Source organism: Specibacter sp. BI4 (assembly GCF_056680095.1).
Genome location: NZ_CM155265.1, coordinates 306,589 through 330,211, shown reverse-complemented (window position 1 = coordinate 330,211; position 23,623 = coordinate 306,589). Strand labels below are relative to the sequence as shown.

Genomic DNA, 23,623 nt, shown 5'->3' with positions numbered 1-23,623 from the left:
CACAATTGGCAGCAGTCGCATGTTGCCCGGCAGGCCGTGGCAGTATGAATCCATGACCCTTCGACGCACCTTTGCCGCCGTCCGCTTCGGCTTTGGGGCGGTGGCGCTCATCGCCGTCAGCATCCAGCTCGGCATCCACATTGGCCACGGCTTCAGCGTGCTGAACTTCTTCAGCTACTTTACGAACCTCTCCAACATTTTCGCCGCCGTCGTGCTCGTCATCGAGTCGGTGCTGACTTGGCGCGGGAAGGACCTTGGCCCGGGTTGGGCGCTGCTGCGCTGCATCTCGGTGGTGTGCATGGCCTTGGTGGGCATCGTTTTCAACGCACTGCTGCGCGACGTGGACCTGGGTGCGCTGCTGCCCTGGATCAACACCTGGCTGCACTACGTGATGCCCGTGGCCATCGTGGCCGACTGGCTCATCTTCCCGCCCCGGCACACCATTGGGTTGAAGCGTCTGGGCGTTGCCGTGGCCTTCCCCCTCGCGTATCTGGCCTATTCGCTGATTCGCGGGGCGGCCATCAACTGGTACGCCTACCCGTTCCTGAACCCGTCCAACGGCGGTTACGGTGCGGTGTTGCTGACCTGCCTCATCATCGCCGTGGGATTCGTGGCGATGACGGCGCTGATGATGGTGTTGGGCAACAAGCTGGGCCGCCGGGCCGCTAAAGCGTCTGTGCCAGCAGGGCAGCGAGCTCGCTAGTCAGCTCGGCGCGGACGGCAGCCGTGCCGACTTCCTGACCGTCGATCGTGTTCACCGGGGCCAGCAGCCGCAGGCTGGAAATCAGCCACACAGCGTCGGCATCCAGCAAATCCGCGGGTGTGACGGGGCCATAGCCCAACTCCCAGCCGGCCGCCTTGGCCGCGGCAAACAACGCACCCTGGGTGGTGCCGGGCAGGATGCCCGTGTCCAGGTGGGGGGTGATGAGCCGCTTGACCGGCACGCCGGAATCGTCGGAGATGTGCGCCAAAAGCACCGACGACGTCGGCCCCTCCAAGACGAGCTGGTCGCCGCTGGTGAAGATCACGTCGTCGGCGCCCTGATCGTGTGCGTGGCGCAGGGCTGCCATGTTGACGGCATAGGAGAGGGTTTTGGCGCCCATCAGGAGCCACGGCGCGCGGGCGGCAAGGTCGCTGTCGTAGCCGCGCTCCAACAGGATCACGGCAAGACCCTTGGCCCGCTGTTTGGCCAATGCCGGTGAAACAGGTGAGACCTGCACCCATGCTGTGGGGGTGTTGGCGCCTTCGGGGCCGCGCGTGGCTATCAGCTTTACAACGGCTTGGTTGTCCGCAGCCGAAGCTGTTGTTCCCGCGGTGGGGGCGCCCGCCGGGCCGGAATCCTGGGGCGGGGCGGGAGCGTAGGCCGTGAGCGCCGTCGTAATCGCGGCATGCCAAACGTCTGCGGCGGGAATCGCCAGGTCCATCGTGTGGGCGGAGACGGACAAGCGGTCAAGGTGCGCCTGGATTTTGCGTGGGACGCCGTTGACGGCGAGCAGGGATTCAAAGATCCCGTCCCCCCGCGTGACGCCCTGGTCCGTGGCCAAAATGGTGGGGGCGGCGGCGTCGGCCAGGCGGCCTGCGGGGTGGGCGGGGTCCAGAAATACCAAAACTGTCATGCTTGGAGTTTAGCTGGCCGGCACCATCTGCTTGCCAAAAGTGAATGCCCGGACCAGGCCGACAATGCCCAGCACGATGAGCATGATGGCCGTCATAAGCAGCAGCCACTGGGCCGTCCACACGGGGACCACCAGCACCATGATGCCCGCAATGACGCTGATGGCGCCGAACACGACGGCCCAGACACGGGTTGGGCCCCTGCCGGCTTCAGCCATGGCGATGATGCCCTCGAAAATCCATCCAATGCCGATCATGATGACGGTGAAGATCAGCAGCGCCTCGCCGGTCGCGACGGAGTTCCGCAGCGCAATGATGCCCGCCACCATGACCAGCAGGCCCAACAGGACGTCCAGGATGCGCATCCCGGTCGAGAGGCTGTGGCTGAAAATGCCCACCGCAACCTTCACCCCGCCGGCGATGAGGAAATTGATACCCAGGAATACCGCCACAACGGCAAGGGTCTTGGTGGGCCAGAGAAGAAGAACAAGGCCGAGAACCACGGCGACGGCGCCGCTGGCCGCGAACGCGATGCGCAGGCCCTTGACGGCCTGTCTGGTGAGCTTGTGCGGGTCCAAGGCAAAAACGTCGATCGTTGCGCGGGGGCTGCCGGTGCTGCTCATGGCGAGTTTTCCTTCTGCAGTTGGAAGTGGAAATCAATGAGGGGCTGGTGAAAAAGTGAATCATCCGACGCCAAAGCTTGGCTGGACGTCGCAGGCTATTTGCCGATTTGCTGTCGTTGATGCACGGCCCAGTGTAGCCGTCGGCTGTGTCTGGGAGTGGCGTGTGACGTCGCTGTCGTAGGCCCGGTTCAACGCCTTCTTGGGGATCAGCGGCAGCGCCTTGGCAACAGCCTCGCTGATAGTAAATCTGACGGAGTAGGAGAAGTCTCGGCGCTTTTCGGTGAGCCAGTCCAGGAAGCCATGCGTGCCACCGGCAGACTCGGTGCGGATCATGATCTTCTGCCCGGACAGCCACCCTTTCGGCAACTGCTTGATGGAGTCCTTGACTTTACTGGATGTGGTCGGCGACCGTGTTCGAACCGGCGTCGCCGGGCCGCAACAGGGTGGCCAAAGGCTCGCCGGTGCCGAAGATTCCGTGGTCAAGGTAGGAACACAGCGGGTGGAAGTCGAGGTCGATGACTAAGGGGTTCTTCCTGCTGGCGCAGTGCATGGGCGAGTCTTCACCTACCCGTTCCCACACGTGCGCCCCGGCTGCGGCTCGGGCCTTGTTGATCGCTACCAACACTTTGGACGGTTGCGCGGTGGCCAGGACCTTGAACAAGCGGCTGATCGTGGGATCCGAGGCGACCATTCCATAAACCTCGGCCAACCCAGTGGCCAGGCCCGAGGCCTTCAGCATTTCCGTCAGGATGGTCCCGCAGCCGGTTAAACGAAGCCCGTCCAGCTGGCGTATCCGTATGCATTGTTGGTGGGCACTAGGGCATTCCCATGGAGTGTGGAGGCGACGCAATTGTGGTTTTCAAAATCTTGATTGTAGTCCACGGAATATCCGTCCGATCCCAACTCAATGTAGCCACCTTGGTCTGGGATCACTCCTGAGACTTCGTAAGAAGCGCTGACTGTATTGGCCTCCGAAGCAGAAGCGTTCACCTCAGCCTTGACCGACGCAATCGCATGTCCCAAGTTGACGGCTACAGAACCTCCGATTGTCGCAGTGGCGGTGGAACTCTGGCCGGCAGTAATTTTGACAGACTGACCTGGGGATCCGCCCAAGTGTAGTGACCCCGGAACGTAAGCTCGCGTTATACCCCCTTGGCGCACATCCGAAGTGGCGCCACCATCGCATAGACTCTGCGTCGAAATATCACCGTTTGGCGCGTCATCCGCCTGAGCGCCCGCAGGTAGCGCAAAGCTTCCAGCAGCAATAAGAACTACCGCTGCTGTTGTGCTGAATATTCTTTTCATCCGTATACTCCCTACTTCTTCGAGACCGTAACAAAATATGTCACTTGTCCGCTAGTGACAATATTGATGTTGCTAGATGCTGGGTCCAGTGCCGTTTTGAACTTCACATCATATAGGGCAGGCATTAAATTCTCTTCAGGAACGCAATTGCCATCAGTAAATTCATCGGCACCACCTGACGTTTTAATATTAACAGAACCCGTTCCAAAGCAATTGAATGTCACCGACACCTCAATTGGCTTTCCTGACTTTGCATCAAGTGGCACCACTACTGATTCAGTCCCAGTTTTCTGCGCAATTATTATTGAGGATGAATTCGAGCTCAGGTGTTTGGATTGGTATTTGAACAAAGTTTCAGCCACAGCGGAATCTTCAGCACTCGCAGAAGAATTTGACGACGCGGAAGTACCGGTGTCATTGGGGCCTGCTTCAGATGTGCAGGCCGTTAGCCCGGTTGCTAATAGAATAGAAGCAGTAATCAATTGGATGTTCTTTTGGGTTCTCGTTATTTTCCCCACAAATCAACCTTAGCTAGGTCAATTGGAGAGGTCAAGTAAATACTTACTATTTTGCCTTGTTTTATTATTTCATATGTGAAATCATCCTCCATCAATAGGAGAAGAGTCTGTTCGAAATATATTGATGACTCCGCAGCGGCCAGCAATTACGGCCCGCGCGACAGCGACGTAGACCACGGGTAGCGTCGGACGACAGGCGGAGCATCGTCCCTCCGGTTCCCACAGATGCTGACGCGGCACTCTCCTGTCATCGGGACGTTCCCGCCATGTCATCATGAACCGGCGCGGGAATCGTGCCGCCGATCTAATAGCGGCACCACTTGCTCCAGAACCGCCACCTAAAAGGACCACTGTCGGTATTGACGAGGAGAACCTATCTGAGCGAGCTCAAGTCTTCGATGCACTTATTGCCACTGCGCCGTGCAATCCATGCAGCGCCGATTATCATCCGAATAATCAACTAATCGCGCGAAGTTTCCGCATCTTATCCGAGGGCACCACGCCTCTGACTTTCATGACGCGGGGATATCGCTGGACCAGGGCTGACCGGCTGCCTGATGGTTCTTATTGTGGCACTTGGATGTGACATTCCGACCGCTGACCGGTGGGGCGGTTGTCGGTGACTGGTTCCACACCGGTCACGATGGTGTTGGGTTTTTGCTTCTCTGGGTGAGTGCGGACGGTCGGCTGGCACCCTTTTATGGCGGGTTTAGCACCGCGATCCGTTTCACTCGTTGAAGCAGCAGTTGTATCTCTGGTGCAGTGGAGGCCAGGTGCAGGGCTGTTTGGCGGGCGCGCTTGGCGAGTTTCCCGCCGATTTCAAAGAGCCTGCCCCGGAGCTTCTTTGGTTCCCAGCATCTGGCTTTCGTATCTTTGAACCCGATCATCTGGGTCCAGGCCATGACCTCGGTGGCCATCATGAGGACATGGCACCACAACTTCTTGGCGGTGAAGGACTTGAAGGGCAGGTTCGCGAAACCGCTGTCTTTTGCGTTGCGGATCCGGACTTCACAGCGTGCCATGAGCCGGTGGCTGACGTCCAGATCAGCGAGCTGGCCATGTTCCTGGTTCGGTGCGATCGCTGTGTACCGTTGCCCGTCGATGTCAGTGATCAGCATCTGGGCACCCACGTGCGGAATCTCCTTACGAACGATGACCGGCATCCCCGCCGGCCATGAGGAGAGTCGATAATCGGGGCCTGGGCTGGGCCTGGACTGTGCCCGGCAATGAACTTGGCGCAAGACCTTGACTCGACTGGAAGTCTCCAAAGAGTTTTACCTCCGTACAAGTTGAAGCTGAACCGTTCCAGGCCGGCTGACGGGACTGTCCAAAGGGATGGGACGTGACTGTTCGTATGGATAGATTTTGCACCAAAAGTTGGTGTGCGGACCAATTCCTGTACACGCTTGTTAGAAGTGCGGCAGCAACAGTTGTTCGCTCTGCAGGAACTCTACGGAGTACCTGTCGGTGGCGTGAGCAGGAAACGAACGGTCCGATCTCACGTCACCGATCGACACTCCAAGCCAGCCGGCTCGTTGACAAAAAGCTATTCGAAGGCCCGCGGAAATTTTCTCATTCCGCTGTGGGCGGCGCATCCCGAAGGAAAGAAGGAAATTTGTCCATCAATGTGACGACCGGTGACCTGCGGCAGGGGGCTATCTGATGGTGAATCACAAGGTCCCGTCCGTGATTTTATTAGTGGCGGCATTGGCTCTCGCTGGTTGCAGCACTCCGGCCAAGGAAATTTCGAGCGACACGGCACCCAGCTCGTCCAGTTCGCTTGCGACATCAGCCCCCGCGACGAGCCGCGATTCTCCCTTTTCACCGCTAACGAGCGTCGTCGACTTTTGGAGGCAGTATCCCGAACTTGCAGCTGCTCCCTCCCAAATGGGCAAGTTGCTACTCAACGAAAAGGGAAGTCAGACGGACAAATTCGTACTTTCGAATGCTGAGGCGCAAGAAGCCGTGATGGTGGTGTTAATCTGCGACAGCGAATCCAGCTACAAGGTCACGCTCGGAAACAACACTGACCCCAACCTCGCCGAAACCTCCGGCGGTTCCTGCGGAGGGCCCATGATAAACAGTTACACGACTGCTCCGCATGACTCATCCAAACCGGGCACGGTTCCAGACTTTATCCAGGTCGAAGTCCCCTCAGGAGTCAATTTCCACCTCTCCGCGTTTGGGGTCGACGGGACCTAATCGCTTCTGCATGTCTCGTCGGGCAATGGAACAACTGCTCCTGCACCAAGTGCGGTTAGGATGTTGTCACCCGCGCTGGGAAATAGGTGGACGAATGCTGCGACGCCGGCGGCCATGACGCTGCCAGGGCATTGCGGCTGACACGGCATTGATACCGTTGCTGCGTGGATACTGACATAAGGAGACCTGCATGATCTGGACGGCGTTCAGCCTGCCAACCTCCGATTCATGGGTTTCCGTGCTCATAATGCTGGTGGACCTGGGCATCCGCATTGCCGTGCTCGGCATCATCCCCGGAAACCGCCGCCCCACCACCGCCATGGCTTGGCTGCTGTGCATTTTCTTCCTTCCCTACGTCGGTCTGGTCTTGTTTCTCATGTTCGGTAATTTTCGGCTCTCCCGGCGGCGGCGGGAGAACCAGGACGCTGTCAACCAGCGCATTGTCGAGGGCACCAAAGGCATCGCTTCACTGGTGGACGCTTATGAGGGCCCTGCCTGGGTGAAGTCGGCGATGGAACTAAACCAAAATCTGGGCTTCTTCCCCGCTCTGGGTGGCAATTCAGTCCAGCTCATCGAGGGCTACCAGGAGTCCTTGGACGCCATGGCCGACGAAGTCAGCCGGGCCAAGGACTATGTCAACGCCGAGTTTTACATCATGAGTTCGGACGAAAGCACCGACAGGCTGTTCAGGGAACTGGAAGCTGCGGCCGAACGCGGTGTGCGGGTGCGGGTGCTCTTTGACCACATTGGCTCCTTGCGGGTGCCCGGCTACCGTGGCATGATCCGCCGGCTCAAGGCAAGCCAGATCCAGTGGCGGCGCATGCTGCCGCTGCTGCCCGTGAAGGGCCAGTGGCGCAGGCCGGACCTGCGTAACCACCGAAAAATTCTCGTGGTCGACGGGCGGATTGGCTTCACGGGCTCGCAAAACATTATCGAACCGTCCTACCGCAAAAAGGCGAACCACAAAATTGGCCGCCAATGGGTTGAACTGATGACTCGTCTTGAAGGTCCCATCGTCGGCACCTTGAACGTCATGTTCGCCACCGACTGGTCATCAGAAACCGAAGAGTCACTTGAGTCGCAGCTGGCCACTTACCACTGGGATTCGTTTTCGGGCGGTTCGCTGTGCCAGGTGGTGCCCAGCGGGCCCGGGTTTGTCACCGAGAACAACCTGCGCCTGTTCAACACGCTGCTGTACTCGGCGGAGGAATGCATCACCATCTCCAGCCCCTATTTCGTCCCCGACGACTCCCTGCTCTACGCCATCACCACCGCCGCCCAGCGTGGGGTGGTTGTGGAGCTGTTCGTTTCCGAGAAGGGTGACCAGTTCCTCGTCCACCACGCCCAGCGGTCCTACTACGAAGCGCTGATGAAGGCCGGGGTGCGGATCTACCTTTACCCCAAGCCCATGGTGCTGCACGCCAAGCACTTCACTGTGGACACCGAAGTTGCCATTATTGGCTCATCCAACATGGACATGCGCAGCTTCTCCCTGAACCTTGAAGTGACTGTCATGATGATCGACCGTGACGTGGTCCTGCAGATGCACGCCGTCGAAGACCACTACCGGTCCATCTCCCGCGAACTGAAGCTGGAAGACTGGGTCAACCGGCCGGTCCTGGCCCGCTACGTCGACAACGTGGCCCGCCTGACTGCGACACTGCAGTAAAACTGCCCCGCAGGCCGACGGCCCGTGGTTCCCTCGCGGGCAGTAAGATTTCCTTCGGTCGTTCCTCCCTTCGAAAATCCATCCCCGCTCCGGGCACCACCGGCCGCCTCCGCGGCTCAGTCCGGGAATTCAGCGCCCAGCGTGGACAGGACCCCGTAAGCCTTGGCCTGGATCTCCTGCCATTCCGCCTCGTCCTCGGAGTCCGCCGTGATGGCGCCGCCGACCCCCAGCGCAAGGTGCGTGCCGCCGTCGTGCATGTCCTGCAGGACCAGCGTGCGGATCACGACCGACAGATCCAGGGCGGCATTGAGGGAAAAGTAGCCGATGGCGCCCGAGTAGATCCCGCGGGGGCCGGCCTCGAGGGCGTCGAGAATCGCCATGGTGCTGATCTTGGGGGCGCCTGTCATGGACCCGGCAGGGAAGGCCGCCGCCACGGCCTGCGCGCGCGAACTGCCCGGCGCCAGCTGCGCCTCAATGGTGCTGACAAGCTGGTGCACCGTGGCGTAGCTTTCAATGGCGCACAGCCGCGGGACGGTCAAGGTGTGCGGCAGGGCAAAGCGCGACAGGTCGTTGCGCAACAGGTCCACGATCATCACATTTTCGGCCCGGTCCTTCAACGACGTGGCCAAATCCGTCTTCAGTGCGGCGTCCACGGCGGGGTCGGAATCGCGGCGTCGGGTGCCCTTGATCGGCTCGGCCCGCATCCATCCCTCCGAGTCAATGCGCAGGAAACGTTCGGGCGACGTGCTGCAAACACTCAACTCACCGAGGCGCAGGAACGCGGCAAACGGCGCGGGGCTGCGCCGGCGCAGCGCCTGGTATGTGGTCCAGGGGTCCATCCTGTGCGGCGTGTGCGCTTCCAGCTGGGTCGTCAGGCAAATCTCGTAGGAGTTGCCGTCGTGGATCTGGGCCTGCGCAGCCGCGATCATCGCCTTGTACCGTCGCTCGCCGTCCCGCGCCATGAACAGAGGTGTTGGCTTTCCCTTGGGAATGCTGCCGGTGAGGTCCGACGCCGGATGGCCGGGCGGGGTGCCCCGCCCGGCTTCGGCGGCGGCATGCGCTGTGCGGACCGCCGTGAGAAATTCGGCAGCTTCCGGGCCGGACGATGGATGCTGGGTGCCCGCCAGCGTCAGCACGAAAAGGCAGTTCTCCCGGTGGTCCAGGACCACTGCGCGGCCGGCAAAGAGCAGTGCCGCGTCGGGCACGGCCGGCAGGACTCCGCCCGGGACAGCCCCGGGTCCCCGGGCAGGGGAAGCGGCTGCCATTGCTGCGCCGCCGGTTTCGGACTTGAGCTCGTAGCCCAGATAACCCAGCCAACCCAGTGTGAAATCGCCGGGGTAATGCTCGGGCGCCCGCACTGCCTTGCGCCCCCACACGGAATCAAGCCAGCGGAAGAACGGGCCCCGGATGCGGGTGGTGACCTGGCCGGCGGTCACCGAGGTGATGCCGTTGCGGTGGCGGGCCACCTGCCCAAAACAGCCTGAATTGTCGGCCATGATGGAGAACCTGGCCCGGGCACCCTGCAGCTTTCCTACAGCTGAATCGGTGGCAGCATTCGAGGTCCCGGTGGCGGTTTCGGTGATCGAACTGTCGAGCCACACGGCATTGACCGCAGCACCATGGAGGGCGTCGAAGAGTGCGGCGGCCGGCGGCAGCCCGTCAAGGCGGACGACGGAAAATTCCAATCCGCGGCGCCTGGCCAGCTCCGGTCCGAGCACGTGTTCCAGTGCGGGCAGCTGGGTGAGGGCGTCAAGGACACGCTCCGGCGCGTTGGCAACACCATGCGTGCCGTCCACCAGAATGTCTGCATGCTCGGCGGAGGCCTCCCCGGCCAGGAGGTGTTCTTCCTGTGCTGCCCAAATATCCCAATATGGCGCGTACGTTTCGCCGTCCCGTGCCAAGGCGCGTTGCTTGCGGGACTGGGTGGGGGCGTCGACCCAAATTACGGCATCCACAAACCCGGCGGCCCGTCCATGGGTGGACCCCACGCCCTCCACGATCACGACCGGGGCAACGGCGGTGGTCCGGGAGTCGCCGTCGTTCCTGGCATCCCAGTCCCAGGCGGTCCACGTGGCGGGCAGGCCTTCGCTGAGGGGTTCCAGGACCGAGTTGATGTAGCGCTCCACGCCACCGGCCAGGCCGTCCCAGCCGGGGTAGATGTCCTCGAGGTGAAAGAGCGACACGGGGCGGTGGCGTCGCAGCAGGGCCGCCAACTCCACGGCGACGGTGGTCTTTCCGGCACCGGATCGGCCGTCGACGGCGATGATCACAGGGCGTTGCATGGGCCCACAATTCCGGGGGCCCCGCTGTGGGGTCCGCAGCCGAGCGGCTGGGGATCAGCCACGTGCGTGACCGTGTTCAGCGGCGTGCGCCAGGATGCCGGGAATGGCCGCGGAAATCAACTCCCAGCTGACCTGGAAGTCCTTGGCGTCGCCGAACCAGGGGTCGTAAATGCCTTGCTCGTCCCGGCTTGCGTTGGCCACTGCCGGGTCAAAGGAACGCAGCATCCGGACCTTGCCGGCGGCTTCCGGGGTGGGCGCCAGCGCCTGGAGGGCGTCATAGTGGTCGGTGTCCAGGGCCAGGATGAGGTCCCGTTCGGCAAACCAGGCTGGATCGAACGTGCGCGCCGCGTGGTTTGCAGCGGCAATGCCGTGGTGCTTGAGCGTGGTTGCGGCGCGGGGGTCCAACGGATTGCCCACCTCCCACGCCGACGTTCCTGCGGAATCAACTTCCACGTCCATGCCGGCACCGTCGGCGGCGGCTGCCACCATGAATTCAGCCATGGGGGAGCGGCAGATATTGCCGGTGCAAACGGTAATGATCCGGTATGAAGTGTTCATTTAGTCAGTCTATCGGCGGGAGCGGGGGCCGCCGGATGGTGTCCGGCCCGGCATGCAATGCCCGTGCGCCGCCGTGTGCGCAGCTCAGCCCCACGGGCGCTGGCCCGCGATTCGAATGTACTCGCGCTGCCAGCGCATGCGCTTGACGCCAATGATCAGGGCTGCGGTGCCCAGCCCGCCGAACACAAGCAGCAGGACAACGGCCAGAACCGCCAGGCCAGGCTGGCCGGTCCGTGCGCTGTCCATCAGGACCATGACAAACAGGAACGCTGCCATTAGAAATATGAATGAGGCGAAGACGACCTGCCCCAGCGGGCTTCGGATGCTCCTTTGTGAACCCATGTAGCTGAAGGGCTCCTTGGGGAGATCCTCCGGGCGCAACCGGGTTGCCGGGTATCGGATCGGGGCGTCCCGGTCCGGGTGAGGCTGCTGGAACCATTGATTGCTCATGGAAGAAGTATAAATTCCCGGGCGGTCCACGGCGGACCCGCAAGGGGAACAGCCCACCGAACTGTCAGGAGGGCCAGTGTTCGATGGCGTTCAAGTGTCACCGCCACTATCGACAGCCCGGTTCCAGTGGTCCATGGTGGACGGCAGCCCGATGGAATCATGACGGTACTGTTCAAAGTAGTGGTTTCCGCCCATTGACTGCCAGCTGTCGTCAAAGAAGAGGACATGGCCAATCAGATGAAAGCCCTTGGTTGCTGCGCGATCTCGGAGGACATCTGACTCATCCATCAAGTCCATGTCCGGGACGCCGCCAGGGGCCTGAGAGCCGGGGTGCGCAATGGCAAAGAACTTTGTGTATTCCGGGTAGAGGCAGTCCAGGATCTTCTCCAGGTGAGGTGCCAAGGTGCCACTGAAATGCTTGGTCAGGATGCCGACTCCGACCAGTTCGAGGTCCCGGGTCGCTTGAATGAGCACGAGTCTGTTCCTGTTTTTGCCATGCCGCCGGATGAGTGGCTGTGCCAGTTGTGTGAGGTCAAAACCTGCTTGAAGAATCATGCTCACACGCTACGGACAGCGCGGGGGGATTGTTAGCACCGTCCGCTGAAATGTGCAGTCAACGGCCTGTTGACCCGCCTGTGGAGGAACAGCCGTCCATTTGGCAGGCAAAAGCGGCAGTCGGGGTTAAACCAATGCCAGCAGCACGCCCACGGCGATGAACATGATGCCGAAAATGCGGTTCAGGATCAGCTGCCCGCGCTCGCTGCTTGTCAGGTGTTTGAGCTGTTTGGCGCCGGCGGCAAAGATGAACCACATGACGATGATGTCAATGACCACCACGGTGGCAGTCAGGACCACGTACTGGGGCAGGAGCGGATCAGCCGGCCGGATGAATTGGGGCATGAACGCCAGGAAGAACACGATGGCCTTGGGGTTCAGGAGGTTGACCCACAGCCCGCGGCGGAACATCGAAAAGCCGTGCTCAACAGCGGCGGGTGCGTCCCCGTCGTCGTCCGTCCCAGCTTTGGCCAGCAGCTTCCGGATGCCCAGGTACACCAGGTAGGCGGCACCCACGTAACGGATCAGCAGGAACAGGAACGGGGAGCTGGAGACGATGATGCCCACGCCGGCGGCAACAATGACCACGTGCACCACCAACGCCAGCTGCTGGCCCAGAATGCCCCAGAAGGAGCGGCGGAAACCTGCGGTCAGCGCGTTGGACATGGTGTTGATGGCGCCTGCGCCCGGGGTCAGGCTGATCATGGCGCCGGCGCCCGCAAGGGCCAGCCAAAGGGAGAACTGCACCCGCCAAGTTTACAGCGACTTTACAGCGACAAAATGCCCTCCCGCCGCTTAGGCCCTGGCCATGATTTCACCGTTTGGCATGAGGAACCACCCGTCGGTGCTGGCGCCCCACGTCCGCCATCCGGCCGCGATGCGTGTCAAGGCGGCCGCATCGGCGAAGCCATAGGAAACGGCTTGTTCGGCAAACGCCGAGCCCACTGTCCTCTCGGCCCAGACCCCGGCGAGCCATGCACGCTGATCCTCCGTTGCGTACAGCCAGTTGGCGCTCGACGCACTCACCTCGGAAAATCCGGCAGCCTGTGCCCAGTGCAGCAGCCGCCGCCCGGCGTCCGGTTCGGCCTGGTTGTGGCGGGCCACCTGCTGGTACAGGGCCATCCACTCGTCCAGCTCGGGCAATTGCGGATACCAGGACATGGCATGAAAGTCCGCGTCCCGCGCGGCCACCAAACCGCCCGGTTTTGCCACCCGCCGCATTTCCTTCAGGGCGGCAACAGGATCTGTCAGGTGTTGCAGGACCTGGTGGGCATGCACCACATCAAAGCTGTCAGCGGGGAAATCGAGGTTGTAGATGTCGCCGGTGTCAAAGCTGAGGTTGCTCAGATGCGCTTCACTGGCCAAAGCAGTGGCGCCCGCCACGACCTCCGGTGCCCTGTCCAGCCCAATGACTTCCCCGGGCGCCACCAGCCGGGCAAAATCCGCTGTGATGGTGCCGGGTCCGGAACCGACATCCAGCACACGCAGCCCGTGGGTGAGATGCGGAATCAAGTAGGCGGCAGAGTTTTTCGCCGTCCGCGACGCGTGCGAGCGCAGCACGCTCTCATGGTGGCCGTGCGTGTACACATCGCCCTGGGGTTTGCCTGCCGGGTGTGGGTCGTGCTGCTGGCTGGGGCTGGATTGCTCGCTCATAAATGGGAGCGTACGCCCGGCAGCCCGCCCATGCCAGAGTGTCCCGCATGGCGGGCAGCCGATGCCAGCGCATGTTGCGATCGTAAACCGGCGCACCGAGCCAAGGTGGCTCGGGGCACAAAGCTGGCCATCCGGCGTCGTGCTTGTTCGCCTAAAGTGAAAGTTGAGCCGACTACGCTCAACTTCATTTGACATGAATGCGAGTCTGAGTAAAGTTGAGTGCAGAACGCTCAATACCGCTGGTTGGGCGACCCGGTGCCACCCTGGCGACGGACTTGTTCACGCAGCGGCCCATGAAAGGAACCACTTATGTCACGTGCCGTAGGTATTGACCTCGGAACCACCAACTCTGTTGTATCCGTCCTCGAAGGTGGCGAGCCCACCGTCATCGCCAACGCTGAAGGCGGCCGCACCACCCCGTCGATTGTTGCTTTCTCCAAGAGCGGCGAAGTTCTGGTCGGCGAAATCGCCAAGCGCCAGGCCGTCAACAACATTGACCGCACCATCGCCTCCGTCAAGCGCCACATGGGCACCGACTGGAACGTCGCGATCGACGACAAGAAGTACACGGCGCAGGAAATCTCCGCCCGCACCTTGATGAAGCTCAAGAACGACGCCGAAGCCTACCTGGGCGAGAAGGTCACCGACGCTGTCATCACCGTCCCGGCCTACTTCAACGACGCCGAGCGCCAGGCCACGAAGGAGGCCGGCGAAATCGCGGGCCTGAACGTGCTGCGCATTGTCAACGAGCCCACGGCTGCCGCCTTGGCCTACGGCCTGGACAAGGGCAAGGAAGACGAACTCATCCTCGTATTCGACCTCGGTGGCGGAACGTTCGACGTTTCCCTGCTTGAAGTTGGCAAGGACGAAGACGACTTCTCCACCATCCAGGTGCGCGCCACCTACGGTGACAACCGCCTCGGCGGCGACGACTGGGACCAGCGCATCGTTGACTTCCTGCTGAACCAGCTCAAGGTCAAGGGCATCGACCTGTCCAAGGACAAGATCGCCCTGCAGCGCCTGAAGGAAGCTGCCGAGCAGGCCAAGAAGGAACTCTCCTCGGCTTCCAGCACCAACATCTCCCTGCAGTACCTTTCCGTAACCGCTGACGGCCCGGTCCACCTGGACGAGCAGCTGACCCGCGCCAAGCTCCAGGACCTGACCAAGGACCTGCTCGAGCGCACCAAGAAGCCGTTCAACGACGTCATCAAGGAAGCCGGCATCAAGGTTTCCGACATCGACCACATCGTTTTGGTTGGTGGCTCCACCCGCATGCCCGCCGTCGTCGAACTGGTCAAGGAATTGGCCGGCGGCAAGGAGCCCAACAAGGGCGTCAACCCGGATGAGGTTGTGGCCGTTGGTGCCGCACTGCAGGCCGGTGTCCTGAAGGGTGAGCGCAAGGACGTGCTGCTCATCGACGTCACCCCGCTGTCCCTGGGCATCGAAACCAAGGGCGGTGTGATGACCAACCTGATCGAGCGCAACACGGCCATCCCGACCAAGCGTTCCGAGACCTTCACGACAGCTGATGACAACCAGCCGTCAGTGGCCATCCAGGTCTTCCAGGGCGAGCGTCAGTTCACCCGCGACAACAAGCCGCTGGGCACGTTCGAGCTGACCGGCATTGCTCCGGCACCGCGCGGCGTCCCGCAGGTTGAGGTCACCTTCGACATCGACGCCAACGGCATCGTGCACGTGTCCGCCAAGGACAAGGGCACCGGTGTTGAGCAGTCAATGACCATCACGGGCGGCTCCTCGCTGTCCAAGGATGACATTGAGCGCATGGTTCGCGAAGCCGAAGAGCACGCAGCCGAGGACAAGGAACGCCGCGAGGCAGCAGATCTGCGCAACTCCGCAGAGCAGCTGCACTACTCGGTGGACAAGGTTCTGGCCGACAACGATGACAAGCTTTCCGACGAGGTCAAGAACCCCGTCAAGGAAGACGTCACCGCGCTCAAGACCGCCCTTGCCGGCGACGACGATGCAGCCGTGAAGGCCGCATTTGAGAAGCTGCAGGCTTCGCAGTCCACCCTGGGTGAGGCCATCTACGCCGCAGCCCAGGCTGAGGGTGCAACGGCCGACGCCGGAGCTCCCACGGAGGGTGCCGAGTCCGCCGAAGCCGGCGCCGAGGAAGACATCGTTGATGCCGAAATCATCGACGAAGACGCAGACGAGAAGAAGTAAGCATGTCTGAGTCCACAAACCCCGAAGAGGTTCCGGCCGACGGAATCCCAGAAGGCGAAGCACCCGACGCCCTGTCTCAGGCCGAAGAGATCCTCAACGGTGTTGAGGTTCCGGCCGAGGACTCCGTGGCGCAGGGAGCAGTGGCAGACGACGCCGCCGAGCTGAAGAACGACCTTCTTCGCTTGCAGGCCGAGTATGTCAATTACCGCAAGCGTGTTGAGCGGGACCGGGCAGTTGCCGGCCAGATGGCCGTCATTGGCGTGCTCAACTCGGTTCTGCCCGTCATGGACGACATCGAGGCGGCACGTGCACACGGCGACTTGGTGGATGGCCCGTTTGCGGCCATCGCCGCAAAGTTGGAAACTGTGTTGACAACGTATGGTTTGGAAAAGATTGACGCCACCGGCGTTGCGTTTGATCCAACCGTCCACGAGGCGCTCATCCAGCAGCCGGGCGCAGACATTGAGATTGACACCGTCAGTCAGGTGCTGCGCAGCGGTTACAAGTCCGGAGATCGCATCCTGCGCGCCGCACAAGTAATCGTGGCCGTGCCGGAGTAGCAACACAGCACCACTTCCGCTGGCCGGGCTTGTCGACACCTCCGGGTGTTGACAGGCCCGGCCAGCAGAAGCATTTCCCACCAACTTTAGAAAGGAGACGTCTTGGCAAGTCAGGACTGGGCAGAAAAAGACTTCTACAAGATTCTTGGAGTATCCAAGGATGCTTCCGAAGCCGAAATCAAAAAGGCCTACCGAAAGCTGGCCCGCAAGTACCACCCGGATACAAACTCCGGTGACGCGCAGGCGGAAAAGACCTTCAAGGACGTCTCCGAAGCGTATTCAGTGCTCTCCAGCAAGGAAGATCGCGAACAATACGACGCGATTCGTGCCATGGGCGGTGGCGCCCGCTTCAGTGCCGGCGGCAGCGGCCACAACGGTGGCGGCGGCGGTTTTGAGGACGTCTTCGGCGACCTCTTCGGCGGCGGCCGCGGCGCACCCCGCGGCAACCCGGGCTTTGGCGGCTCAGGCCTGCCACCGGAATTCGCCGACCTCTTTGGCGGTGGCGGGGGAGGAGGAGGCTTTGGCGGCTTCCAGCCCACACCCACCAAGGGCGCGGACCGCACGGCCGCAACCAGCATCTCCTTCGCCGGGTCCATCAACGGAACCAAGATTGGCCTGCGCGAGCCGAATGGCGAGGTGATTGATGTCCGCATCCCTGCCGGCATCAAGGACGGCCAGAAGGTCCGGGTCAAGGGCAAGGGCCAGTCAGGTGCTGCCGGTCCCGGCGACTTGATGGTCACCGTCAAGGTCAAGCCCCACGACTTCTTTGCCCGGGACGGCGACAACATCCGCGTCCATGTGCCCGTGGCATTCCACGAGGCAGCACTGGGCGCCGACATCAGCGTCCCAACCCTCACCGGGGACACCGTCCGTGTCCGTGTCCCCGCCGGCACACCATCCGGCCGGACCTTGCGTGTCAAGGGTGCGGGCGTGAAGTCCAAGAAGGGCGACGGCGACCTCCTCGTCACGATCGACGTGGCGGTTCCGCAGAAGCTCAACAAGGAAGCAGAGGATGCCGTGCGTGCCTTTGCAGCTGCCACAGCCGACGACGATCCCCGTGCAACACTGGCGGCGAAAGCCAGGCTGTAAGTACTATTCACGTTGGGCCCACGCCCGCAGGGTTCCCTGGCCGAGGTACGAGGTTAGGGAGAGCGGGTGGGGAGAAAGGAAATTGCAATGATCGTTGACCCGTATTCGCCCATCTTTGTGATTTCCGTGGCGGCCGAGTTGGCTGAGATGCACCCGCAAACCCTGCGCCAATACGACAGGTTGGGCATCGTCAAGCCCCGCCGTGCCCCTGGCCGGTCCCGCCGCTACTCCCAGCACGACGTGGAGATGCTGCGGGAAGTGCAGCGACTGTCCCAGGAGGGTGTTTCCCTTGAGGGGATCCGGCGCATCATGGAACTGCAAAACCAGGTGGAGGCGCTGCGCTCCAAGGTTGTGGAACTGACAGACGCGCTTGAGGCTGTCTCGGCGGAGATGGCCTCGCGCCCGCCCCGTGCCAACAGCCGCGTGTTTGCCGGCGGGCTCACGGGCGGGGACATCGTGGCCCTGGCGCGCGGCCAGCGTCCGCGCCCGCGCAGCCAGGCAGTGGTCGTCTGGCGTCCGCGGCCCTAATCCTTCCTCCGTCCAAGTCGAGTTTGCACTTGTTGGCCACCGAAAATCGGTGAAATCAGTCCAACAAGTGCAAACTCGCTTATAGGGGAGGGGGTGACGGGGTGTCAGTCGCGGAAGAGGCCGGCCAGGTCTGTCGCCGTCAAGGCGCCGCCGGACAACGAATCCCCGCTCATCACGTCCGAGAACAGCTGGGACTTCTTGGCCTTGAGAGCCATGACCTTTTCCTCGATGGTGTCCTTGGCAACCAGCCGGTACACCATGACGTTCTTCTTTTGCCCGATGCGGTGTGTACGGTCCACGGCCTGCGCCTCGGAGGCGGGATTCCACCACGGGTCAAGGATGAACACGTAGTCGGCCTCCGTCAGGTTCAAGCCAAAACCACCGGCCTTGAGGCTGATCAGGAACAACGGTGCCGTTCCGGTCTTGAACTCATCCACGACGGCGGCCCTGTTGCGGGTGCCCCCGTCAAGGTAGGTGAATTCGGTGCCCTCGGCGATGAGACGCTCACGGACCTTGCCCAGGAAGCCCGTGAACTGGCTGAAGATCAAGGCCCTGTGGCCTTCCTTGATGACGTCCTCGAGCTGTTCGAACAAGACGTCCAGTTTCGAGGAGCGGACACCTGCCTGGCTCTCATCCACCAGTGAGACGTCAAGGCTGAGCTGGCGCAGCAGCGTCAGGGACTGGAAAATGGTGAACCGGTTCTTGTTGACGTTTTCAAGCAGCCCGAGGATCTTGGCCCGCTCACGCTGCAGGTGCGTCTGGTAAATCTTTTGGTGCCGCGGATTCAACTCCACTTCCAGAATTTGTTCCTGCTTGGCAGGCAGGTCAGCAATGACCTGTTCCTTCGTGCGCCGCAGCATGAGCGGCTTCACCCGGGAACGCAGCTTGCCCAGCAGCTCGGCGTCGGCATTCTTTTCAATGGGCCGCTGATAAAACTCGGCAAATCGCTTCGGGCTGGGGAAAAGCCCGGGCGCCACAATCGAGAGCAGGGCCCACAGCTCCATGAGGTTGTTTTCCATGGGCGTACCCGTCACGGCCAACTTGAACGGTGACTTCAGCTTGCGGGCACACTGGTAGGCCTTCGACTGGTGGTTCTTGACGAACTGGGCCTCATCCAAAATCAGTCCGGCAAAGGGCTGCATCCCGTATTCGGCAAAATCAATGCGGAACAAGGCGTAGGAGGTGATGACAATGTCAGCCCCGGCAAAGAAGTCCGCCGAATTCATGCCGCTCTTGGCGAACGTCTCGGAAACGGTGACGACCTTCAGCCCCGGCGCGAACCTGATGCTTTCACTGGCCCAGTTTCCCACCACGGAGGTGGGGGCGACCACGAGGAAGGGCTGGTTGCCGTCTCCTGCACCGGCCCCGACGCCCGCATCGGTGCCACGCCCGGAGGCAGCATCAGCCTTGACCTGGCACATCAAGGCCAGGGTCTGGACCGTCTTGCCCAAGCCCATGTCGTCGGCAAGCACGCCGCCGAGCCCGGACGTGTACAGGAAGTGCAGCCAGTTAAAGCCGTCCAGCTGGTAGGGACGCAGTGTCGCGTCCAGGCCGGCGGGGGCGGGCAGTGCGACGGGCGGTCCGCCGTCGAGCAGGCCTGTGACAGTCTTGCGCCAGGCCAGGGCCTGGTCATCAACGATGCCAAGCTGGGCCAGCTCGTCCCACAGCCCGGCCTGGAAGCGGCTGATCCGCAGCTCGCCATCCTTGTCGTCATTGAGGCTGCGGGCTTCATCAATCAAGGCACGCAGCTGGTGCAGTTCGGGCCGGTCCAGGGAGAAGTAGGCGCCGCTGGGCAGCAGCATCCGCGTGTTCCCGGCGGCCAGGGCGGAGAACACGGCGGCGAAGGAGACGTACTGCCCCTCCAAGGTGATCACGATGCCCAGGTCAAACCAGTCGCGCTCGTCGGTGGCCTTGGTGGAAATTGTGACGATGGGCGCTTCGGTCACCTCGCGGTAGCTGGCAATGTCGCCCGAGGTCTCCACGTCAACGCCCGGCAACGCCTGCAGCCGGGGCAGCACGGTCTCGGTGAAGGTGAGGGTGTCCAGATCGTTCAGCAACGCGGACCCGGCCAGGGAGGGATCCCCCCAGGAATGGTTGGCCGCGACGCCCATGGTGGTGATGTCTTCCCACGGCTGCCCGACACTGGCGATCAGCCGGGCCTCAGCACCGGTGTCGCGAACAGCGTGCTCGCCCAGTTCCGGCCACAGCGGCAGCGACGTCACACGGCTGCCCACAGGGTAATGCCACTCCCAGTGCAGCCGCACCGAATGGTCCGTGCCGTAGGCAGCCAACAGTGACAACGTTGGCTCCACGTAGGCGGGCAGTTCCACCGACTTGTCGGCTGAAACCACGGCGGCTGCCTGCTTCAGCTGCGGATAAAACTGGGTGAGGAACTTCTCCTGCGCCCGCTCAGGCACATGGACAGTCTCCTTCCGCAGCGCAAAATCAAGCATCTGGGTTGACGAGTCGGCGGGCAGGGGTGCCAGGGTGATGCTGCCGCGGACGACGGCGTTGCGACCCTGGGTGCCATTGCCCGAGTTCGCGGCCGCCTCGGCATTGCTGCTGAAGAACAGCCCGCTGACGGGGGAACCGAGCCGCCCGACGATCTCGGCCTCGACCGGGACGCCCTCCAGCTCGATCAACGGACCCACATCCAGGCCCCCTGATTCGGCCCGGGTCACGTCCAGCTGCAGGGCGGCGTGCTGGTCGGCAACCCGGACAGGGTCGCCGCTGCCCGACTGGATCAAGGCGACGCCGTTCTTGTGCGCGCCCGACAGCAGCTGCCAGAGGTTGCGCCCGGCGAAATCGTTCAGCGACAGCCAGGCGCCGGCATTCCCGTGGTTGTACTGCCGCGGGCTGTGCGAGGACAGGAATTCACTGAGCCACTCCAACTGGGTGCGGTCGTGTGCCCCGCCATAGGCAAGGTAGCCCAGGGTTGCCCAGCTGACGCCTGTCTTCACCCACTTGCCGCGCGTGCCCATGACAACAGGGCGGACGTTGAGAACTGGTTCGGAGGGTACGGTGCTGCCGCGGCCGCGGTAGGAAAAGCGGGGCGGCGGCACATGCAGCTCAAACTGCAGGCCCAGGGCCGGGGTGTCCGGGCTGGGTGCAGCAGTGGCGGGCGGAAGCAGGGCCGACAGTGCGGCTTCCCAGGAATCAACCGGAGGTTCATCGATGTTGTTGGCGGGGGCAGCGGCCGCGGATTTACCGTCCTTGGCCTTGGCCAGCAGTGTTTCCAGGAATGTTGGTTCCCGCGGCGACTCGTCGGGGACGAAGAAGTCCGTGAAGGACTGCTCGTCTTCGGCTGCGGCGATCAAGGCCACGACGTGCTTGCAGTTTTGCCGGACGGGGCAGTTGCAGATGCCCACCCGGCAGGCAACGACGCCGTCGTGCTCGCGGACGAGTTTCGCCGTTGCCCGGTATTCCTGGGTGCCCTGCACCTTGCCTGAGAGCAGGCCGGTGGCAGGCTCCAGGACTATGTCGCTGACCCGGTCCTGATCGGCATAGGCACGTCCGGCGGCAATGGAATCCTCGGTGAACTCGGCGATTCGGGTCAGCAGACGGGAATCGGCGGAGGAGTGCGTCACGGAACTGTTCCACCTGTCGGTTGGGGGTGGCCCAAGATTGCGGACCACATCTATCAATCTTACGCAGTATTGCTGCGCATGATTACCCCAAGGCGGGAGGACGCCCTTTGGGGCGGCAGCCGACGCCGCCTCCCGCCCCACCCGCTGCCGTCGAAAGGGTGAATAGTCACCCGGCAAAATACGTCGGCGAGCTAACTGGCGGCCGGGGAGGCCTCCTTGGCGGGGGTCTTCACAAAGAACAGGGTAAACAGCAGGGCCACGATGGCCGTGACCACCAACAGGGAGAGCCCAATCGCGTACTTGTAATTCTCCGCCGAAGGGTTGTAGGTCATGCCCATGATCAATGGCGGGAAGTAGCCGCCGAGTCCGCCCGCGGCGCTGACGATGCCGGCGATGGTGCCGACCTTGCCGTCAGGGGCGAGGGTGCTCACCCAGGCAAAAACCCCGCCGGTGCCAAAGCCGAGCGCCGCGGCCAGGGCGATGAAGATGGGCCCGGCCTGGACGTCGGCTGTCGGCTCGAGGGTGACAAGGAAGCCCAACACGGCCACCCCTGCCAGCGACACAAGAACCACCGGCTTGGAACCGATCTTGTCCGCCAACACCCCGCCAATGGGGCGGGCGATCACGGCGGCCAAGGCAAAACCCGCTGTCCGGGCACCGGCGGCGCTCGGATCAAATTCGTACACATCCCGCAGATACGTGGGCAGATAGGTGGCGAAGGAGACGAAGCCGCCAAACACCACGGCGTACAGGAAGCACATCTTCCACGTTACCGCCAGCTTGGAGGCGTCGATGAGCTTGGGCATGACGGGGGCCGTATTGGGTTTCCAGTCGGGCGCATTCTTCATGAACACCCACACCAGGATGGCCATGACGGCCAGGATGCAGGCAATCAACAGGTGCGTCGACACATACCCGATCGACTTCACCAGGCGCGGGTTCAGGAACGCGGCCAGGGCGGTGCCGCCCATGCCCGCACCAAACACGCCCGTGGCGAAACCCCGGCGGGACGGCGGATACCAGGCGCTGACAAAGGGAATGCCAACGGCAAACACCGTGCCGGCAACCCCCAACAGGAAACCGGCCGCCAGCACCAGCGCAAAGGAGTTCAGTGCCCCTCCCAGCGCAACCAGCAGCACTGTGGGAATGGTGGCCACGAGGACAAAGGTAAACAGGGCGCGCCCGCCGAACCTGTCCGTCATGGTGCCCACAACTATGCGGCCCAGGGACCCCACAAAGATGGGCATGGCCACCAGGATGCCCATGGTGCCTGCCGAGAGCTCCATGTTTTTTGCGTAGTGGGTGCTCAAGGTGGCGATGATGTTCCACGCCCAGAAGCCAACGACCGAGGCAGCGGTGGCCAGAACCAGATTGCGGACCTGCCCTGGGATTGGAGGGGACTTTGCCTTGACTGGTGCAGTTGACATGGTTGCTCCTGGGAGGTCTTATCTAGCGGACGAACAAAGAAAAGAGGAACAATGAACCTTCGTGGTGAGGCTTAACGGTGCCGGGTGTCGCGGTCGTGGGTGCCAACGTCCGACCAGCCGTGGCGGCTGGCAACGCTGGCACCCTTGTCCCGTGAGCGGTACACGATGTAGGGGCGGAACAAGTAATGCAGGGGTGCTGTGAAGGCGTGCACCAGACGGGTGAACGGCCAGACGATGAACAGCAGCATGCCCACCAGCGTGTGGATGTGGAACGATGTTGGCGCGGCAGCCATGGCGGCCACGTCCGGCTGGAAGATGAACAGCGAGCGGAACCACGGGGAGACGGTGTCGCGGTAGGTCACGTCGTGGTCGGGCCAGAACACGCTGGCCAGGGTGGTCCACAAACCAAACAAAAGGGCCGCCACCAGCACCACATACATGAGCTTGTCGTTTTTGGTGGTGGCCATGAAGACCGGCCCGGTCTTGCGGCGGCGGTAGATCAACAGGACAATCCCGCCCAGGGTGCCAACACCGGCGATGGTGCCGACAAAAAGCGCGTTGAAGTGGTAGATGCTCTCGGTCATGCCCACAGCTTCGGTCCACGCCTTGGGGATGACCAGGCCGAAGAAATGCCCGCCTATGACAGCGAGCAGGCCAAAGTGGAAGACGGGGGAGCCAATCCGCAGCAGCCTGGATTCGTAGAGCTGGGAGGAGCGGGTCGTCCAGCCGAACTGGTCGTATTTGTAGCGCCAGATGGAGCCGCCGACAAGGATCACAACCATGACGTACGGCAGCACACCCCACAGAAAGATGTCCATC

The 23,623-nt window shown here is 62.3% G+C and carries 22 protein-coding genes; 7 read left to right on the top strand and 15 right to left on the bottom strand.

The features are described 5' to 3' along the window. The first annotated feature begins 52 nt into the window (after positions 1 to 52). The gene (locus AC1L6K_RS01600) at positions 53 to 703 is read left to right on the top strand and encodes a Pr6Pr family membrane protein (protein ID WP_480951007.1); all 651 of its coding nucleotides are present in this window, start codon (positions 53 to 55) and stop codon (positions 701 to 703) included. Here AC1L6K_RS01600 and AC1L6K_RS01595 read toward each other — a convergent pair. The 6 genes from AC1L6K_RS01595 to AC1L6K_RS01570 form a co-directional block, all read right to left on the bottom strand. Beyond that, a complete protein-coding gene (locus tag AC1L6K_RS01595; RefSeq protein WP_480951006.1) occupies positions 666 to 1,616 on the bottom strand; it encodes an aminodeoxychorismate lyase in 951 nt (316 codons plus the stop codon). The two genes, AC1L6K_RS01600 and AC1L6K_RS01595, sit on opposite strands and share 38 nt — an antisense overlap. Positions 1,617 to 1,625: 9 nt before the next feature. Beyond that, on the bottom strand, positions 1,626 to 2,237 hold the full coding sequence (locus tag AC1L6K_RS01590) for an HdeD family acid-resistance protein (RefSeq protein WP_480951005.1): 612 nt from the start codon (positions 2,235 to 2,237) through the stop codon (positions 1,626 to 1,628). 60 nt (positions 2,238 to 2,297) lie between these two features. Continuing rightward, on the bottom strand, positions 2,298 to 2,570 hold the full coding sequence (locus tag AC1L6K_RS01585) for a hypothetical protein (protein WP_480951004.1): 273 nt from the start codon (positions 2,568 to 2,570) through the stop codon (positions 2,298 to 2,300). Between the two features lie 55 nt (positions 2,571 to 2,625). Then, complete coding sequence (locus AC1L6K_RS01580) at positions 2,626 to 2,976, bottom strand: hypothetical protein (protein WP_480951003.1); 351 nt, start codon at positions 2,974 to 2,976, stop codon at positions 2,626 to 2,628. Between the two features lie 577 nt (positions 2,977 to 3,553). Further along, positions 3,554 to 4,024, bottom strand: a complete 471-nt coding sequence (locus AC1L6K_RS01575) for a hypothetical protein (RefSeq protein ID WP_480951002.1) — start codon at positions 4,022 to 4,024, stop codon at positions 3,554 to 3,556. Positions 4,025 to 4,758: 734 nt separating this feature from the next. Then, entirely contained in the window at positions 4,759 to 5,301 is a 543-nt protein-coding gene (locus AC1L6K_RS01570) for a transposase (RefSeq protein WP_480951001.1), read from the bottom strand. A 445-nt stretch (positions 5,302 to 5,746) separates the two neighbouring features. Between AC1L6K_RS01570 and AC1L6K_RS01565 the strand changes: the two genes are divergently transcribed. Both AC1L6K_RS01565 and cls read left to right on the top strand, forming a co-directional pair. Then, a complete protein-coding gene (locus AC1L6K_RS01565) occupies positions 5,747 to 6,262 on the top strand; it encodes a hypothetical protein (RefSeq protein ID WP_480951000.1) in 516 nt (171 codons plus the stop codon). A 190-nt stretch (positions 6,263 to 6,452) separates the two neighbouring features. Then, a complete protein-coding gene (gene cls / locus AC1L6K_RS01560) occupies positions 6,453 to 7,931 on the top strand; it encodes a cardiolipin synthase (protein WP_480950999.1) in 1,479 nt (492 codons plus the stop codon). A gap of 116 nt (positions 7,932 to 8,047) precedes the next feature. On the opposite strand, the gene pabB is transcribed toward cls, so the two are convergent. The 6 genes from pabB to AC1L6K_RS01530 all read right to left on the bottom strand — a co-directional run bounded on the left by pabB (position 8,048) and on the right by AC1L6K_RS01530 (position 13,429). Next, entirely contained in the window at positions 8,048 to 10,213 is a 2,166-nt protein-coding gene (pabB, locus tag AC1L6K_RS01555; protein ID WP_480950998.1) for an aminodeoxychorismate synthase component I, read from the bottom strand. Between the two features lie 54 nt (positions 10,214 to 10,267). Next, positions 10,268 to 10,771: a low molecular weight protein-tyrosine-phosphatase gene (locus AC1L6K_RS01550; protein ID WP_480950997.1), complete on the bottom strand. Its 504-nt coding sequence runs from the start codon at positions 10,769 to 10,771 to the stop codon at positions 10,268 to 10,270. 84 nt (positions 10,772 to 10,855) lie between these two features. Continuing rightward, entirely contained in the window at positions 10,856 to 11,221 is a 366-nt protein-coding gene (locus AC1L6K_RS01545; RefSeq protein WP_480950996.1) for a hypothetical protein, read from the bottom strand. Positions 11,222 to 11,311: 90 nt separating this feature from the next. Next, positions 11,312 to 11,776 (bottom strand): hypothetical protein, encoded by a 465-nt coding sequence (locus AC1L6K_RS01540; RefSeq protein ID WP_480950995.1) that lies wholly within the window; start codon positions 11,774 to 11,776, stop codon positions 11,312 to 11,314. A 126-nt stretch (positions 11,777 to 11,902) separates the two neighbouring features. Beyond that, positions 11,903 to 12,523, bottom strand: a complete 621-nt coding sequence (locus AC1L6K_RS01535; protein WP_480950994.1) for a LysE family transporter — start codon at positions 12,521 to 12,523, stop codon at positions 11,903 to 11,905. Positions 12,524 to 12,571: 48 nt separating this feature from the next. Beyond that, positions 12,572 to 13,429, bottom strand: coding sequence for a methyltransferase domain-containing protein (locus tag AC1L6K_RS01530; RefSeq protein ID WP_480950993.1), 858 nt, complete (start codon positions 13,427 to 13,429; stop codon positions 12,572 to 12,574). A 309-nt stretch (positions 13,430 to 13,738) separates the two neighbouring features. Here AC1L6K_RS01530 and dnaK point away from each other — a divergent pair, with 309 nt between their 5' ends. The 4 genes from dnaK to AC1L6K_RS01510 all read left to right on the top strand — a co-directional run bounded on the left by dnaK (position 13,739) and on the right by AC1L6K_RS01510 (position 17,790). Continuing rightward, the gene (gene dnaK, locus AC1L6K_RS01525) at positions 13,739 to 15,613 is read left to right on the top strand and encodes a molecular chaperone DnaK (protein WP_480950992.1); all 1,875 of its coding nucleotides are present in this window, start codon (positions 13,739 to 13,741) and stop codon (positions 15,611 to 15,613) included. Positions 15,614 to 15,615: 2 nt separating this feature from the next. Continuing rightward, entirely contained in the window at positions 15,616 to 16,173 is a 558-nt protein-coding gene (locus AC1L6K_RS01520) for a nucleotide exchange factor GrpE (protein ID WP_480950991.1), read from the top strand. Between the two features lie 102 nt (positions 16,174 to 16,275). Next, positions 16,276 to 17,262 (top strand): DnaJ C-terminal domain-containing protein, encoded by a 987-nt coding sequence (locus AC1L6K_RS01515; RefSeq protein ID WP_480950990.1) that lies wholly within the window; start codon positions 16,276 to 16,278, stop codon positions 17,260 to 17,262. Positions 17,263 to 17,349: 87 nt separating this feature from the next. Further along, positions 17,350 to 17,790 (top strand): heat shock protein transcriptional repressor HspR, encoded by a 441-nt coding sequence (locus tag AC1L6K_RS01510; RefSeq protein ID WP_480950989.1) that lies wholly within the window; start codon positions 17,350 to 17,352, stop codon positions 17,788 to 17,790. Positions 17,791 to 17,894: 104 nt separating this feature from the next. Here the strand turns inward: AC1L6K_RS01510 and AC1L6K_RS01505 are convergent, their stop codons facing one another. The 3 genes from AC1L6K_RS01505 to narI all read right to left on the bottom strand — a co-directional run bounded on the left by AC1L6K_RS01505 (position 17,895) and on the right by narI (position 23,622). Next, complete coding sequence (locus tag AC1L6K_RS01505) at positions 17,895 to 21,377, bottom strand: DEAD/DEAH box helicase (RefSeq protein WP_480950988.1); 3,483 nt, start codon at positions 21,375 to 21,377, stop codon at positions 17,895 to 17,897. 191 nt (positions 21,378 to 21,568) lie between these two features. Continuing rightward, positions 21,569 to 22,804 carry a nitrate/nitrite transporter gene (locus AC1L6K_RS01500; RefSeq protein ID WP_480950987.1) on the bottom strand — a complete coding sequence of 412 codons (1,236 nt, stop codon included), beginning with the start codon at positions 22,802 to 22,804 and terminating at the stop codon, positions 21,569 to 21,571. Positions 22,805 to 22,875: 71 nt separating this feature from the next. Next, a complete protein-coding gene (gene narI, locus AC1L6K_RS01495) occupies positions 22,876 to 23,622 on the bottom strand; it encodes a respiratory nitrate reductase subunit gamma (RefSeq protein ID WP_480950986.1) in 747 nt (248 codons plus the stop codon). Position 23,623 lies beyond the last annotated feature (1 nt).

Excerpts from the sequence above, each read along its gene's own strand:
- dnaK (WP_480950992.1), top strand. The coding sequence starts at position 13,739 with ATGTCACGTGCCGTAGGTATTGACCTCGGAACCACCAACTCTGTTGTA.
- AC1L6K_RS01580 (WP_480951003.1), bottom strand. The coding sequence starts at position 2,976 with ATGCTGAAGGCCTCGGGCCTGGCCACTGGGTTGGCCGAGGTTTATGGA.
- AC1L6K_RS01550 (WP_480950997.1), bottom strand. The coding sequence starts at position 10,771 with ATGAACACTTCATACCGGATCATTACCGTTTGCACCGGCAATATCTGC.
- AC1L6K_RS01510 (WP_480950989.1), top strand. The coding sequence starts at position 17,350 with ATGATCGTTGACCCGTATTCGCCCATCTTTGTGATTTCCGTGGCGGCC.
- AC1L6K_RS01545 (WP_480950996.1), bottom strand. The coding sequence starts at position 11,221 with ATGAGCAATCAATGGTTCCAGCAGCCTCACCCGGACCGGGACGCCCCG.
- AC1L6K_RS01600 (WP_480951007.1), top strand. The coding sequence starts at position 53 with ATGACCCTTCGACGCACCTTTGCCGCCGTCCGCTTCGGCTTTGGGGCG.
- AC1L6K_RS01500 (WP_480950987.1), bottom strand. The coding sequence starts at position 22,804 with ATGTCAACTGCACCAGTCAAGGCAAAGTCCCCTCCAATCCCAGGGCAG.
- AC1L6K_RS01590 (WP_480951005.1), bottom strand. The coding sequence starts at position 2,237 with ATGAGCAGCACCGGCAGCCCCCGCGCAACGATCGACGTTTTTGCCTTG.
- AC1L6K_RS01520 (WP_480950991.1), top strand. The coding sequence starts at position 15,616 with ATGTCTGAGTCCACAAACCCCGAAGAGGTTCCGGCCGACGGAATCCCA.
- cls (WP_480950999.1), top strand. The coding sequence starts at position 6,453 with ATGATCTGGACGGCGTTCAGCCTGCCAACCTCCGATTCATGGGTTTCC.
- AC1L6K_RS01595 (WP_480951006.1), bottom strand. The coding sequence starts at position 1,616 with ATGACAGTTTTGGTATTTCTGGACCCCGCCCACCCCGCAGGCCGCCTG.
- AC1L6K_RS01530 (WP_480950993.1), bottom strand. The coding sequence starts at position 13,429 with ATGAGCGAGCAATCCAGCCCCAGCCAGCAGCACGACCCACACCCGGCA.
- AC1L6K_RS01540 (WP_480950995.1), bottom strand. The coding sequence starts at position 11,776 with ATGATTCTTCAAGCAGGTTTTGACCTCACACAACTGGCACAGCCACTC.
- pabB (WP_480950998.1), bottom strand. The coding sequence starts at position 10,213 with ATGCAACGCCCTGTGATCATCGCCGTCGACGGCCGATCCGGTGCCGGA.
- AC1L6K_RS01585 (WP_480951004.1), bottom strand. The coding sequence starts at position 2,570 with ATGATCCGCACCGAGTCTGCCGGTGGCACGCATGGCTTCCTGGACTGG.
- narI (WP_480950986.1), bottom strand. The coding sequence starts at position 23,622 with ATGGACATCTTTCTGTGGGGTGTGCTGCCGTACGTCATGGTTGTGATC.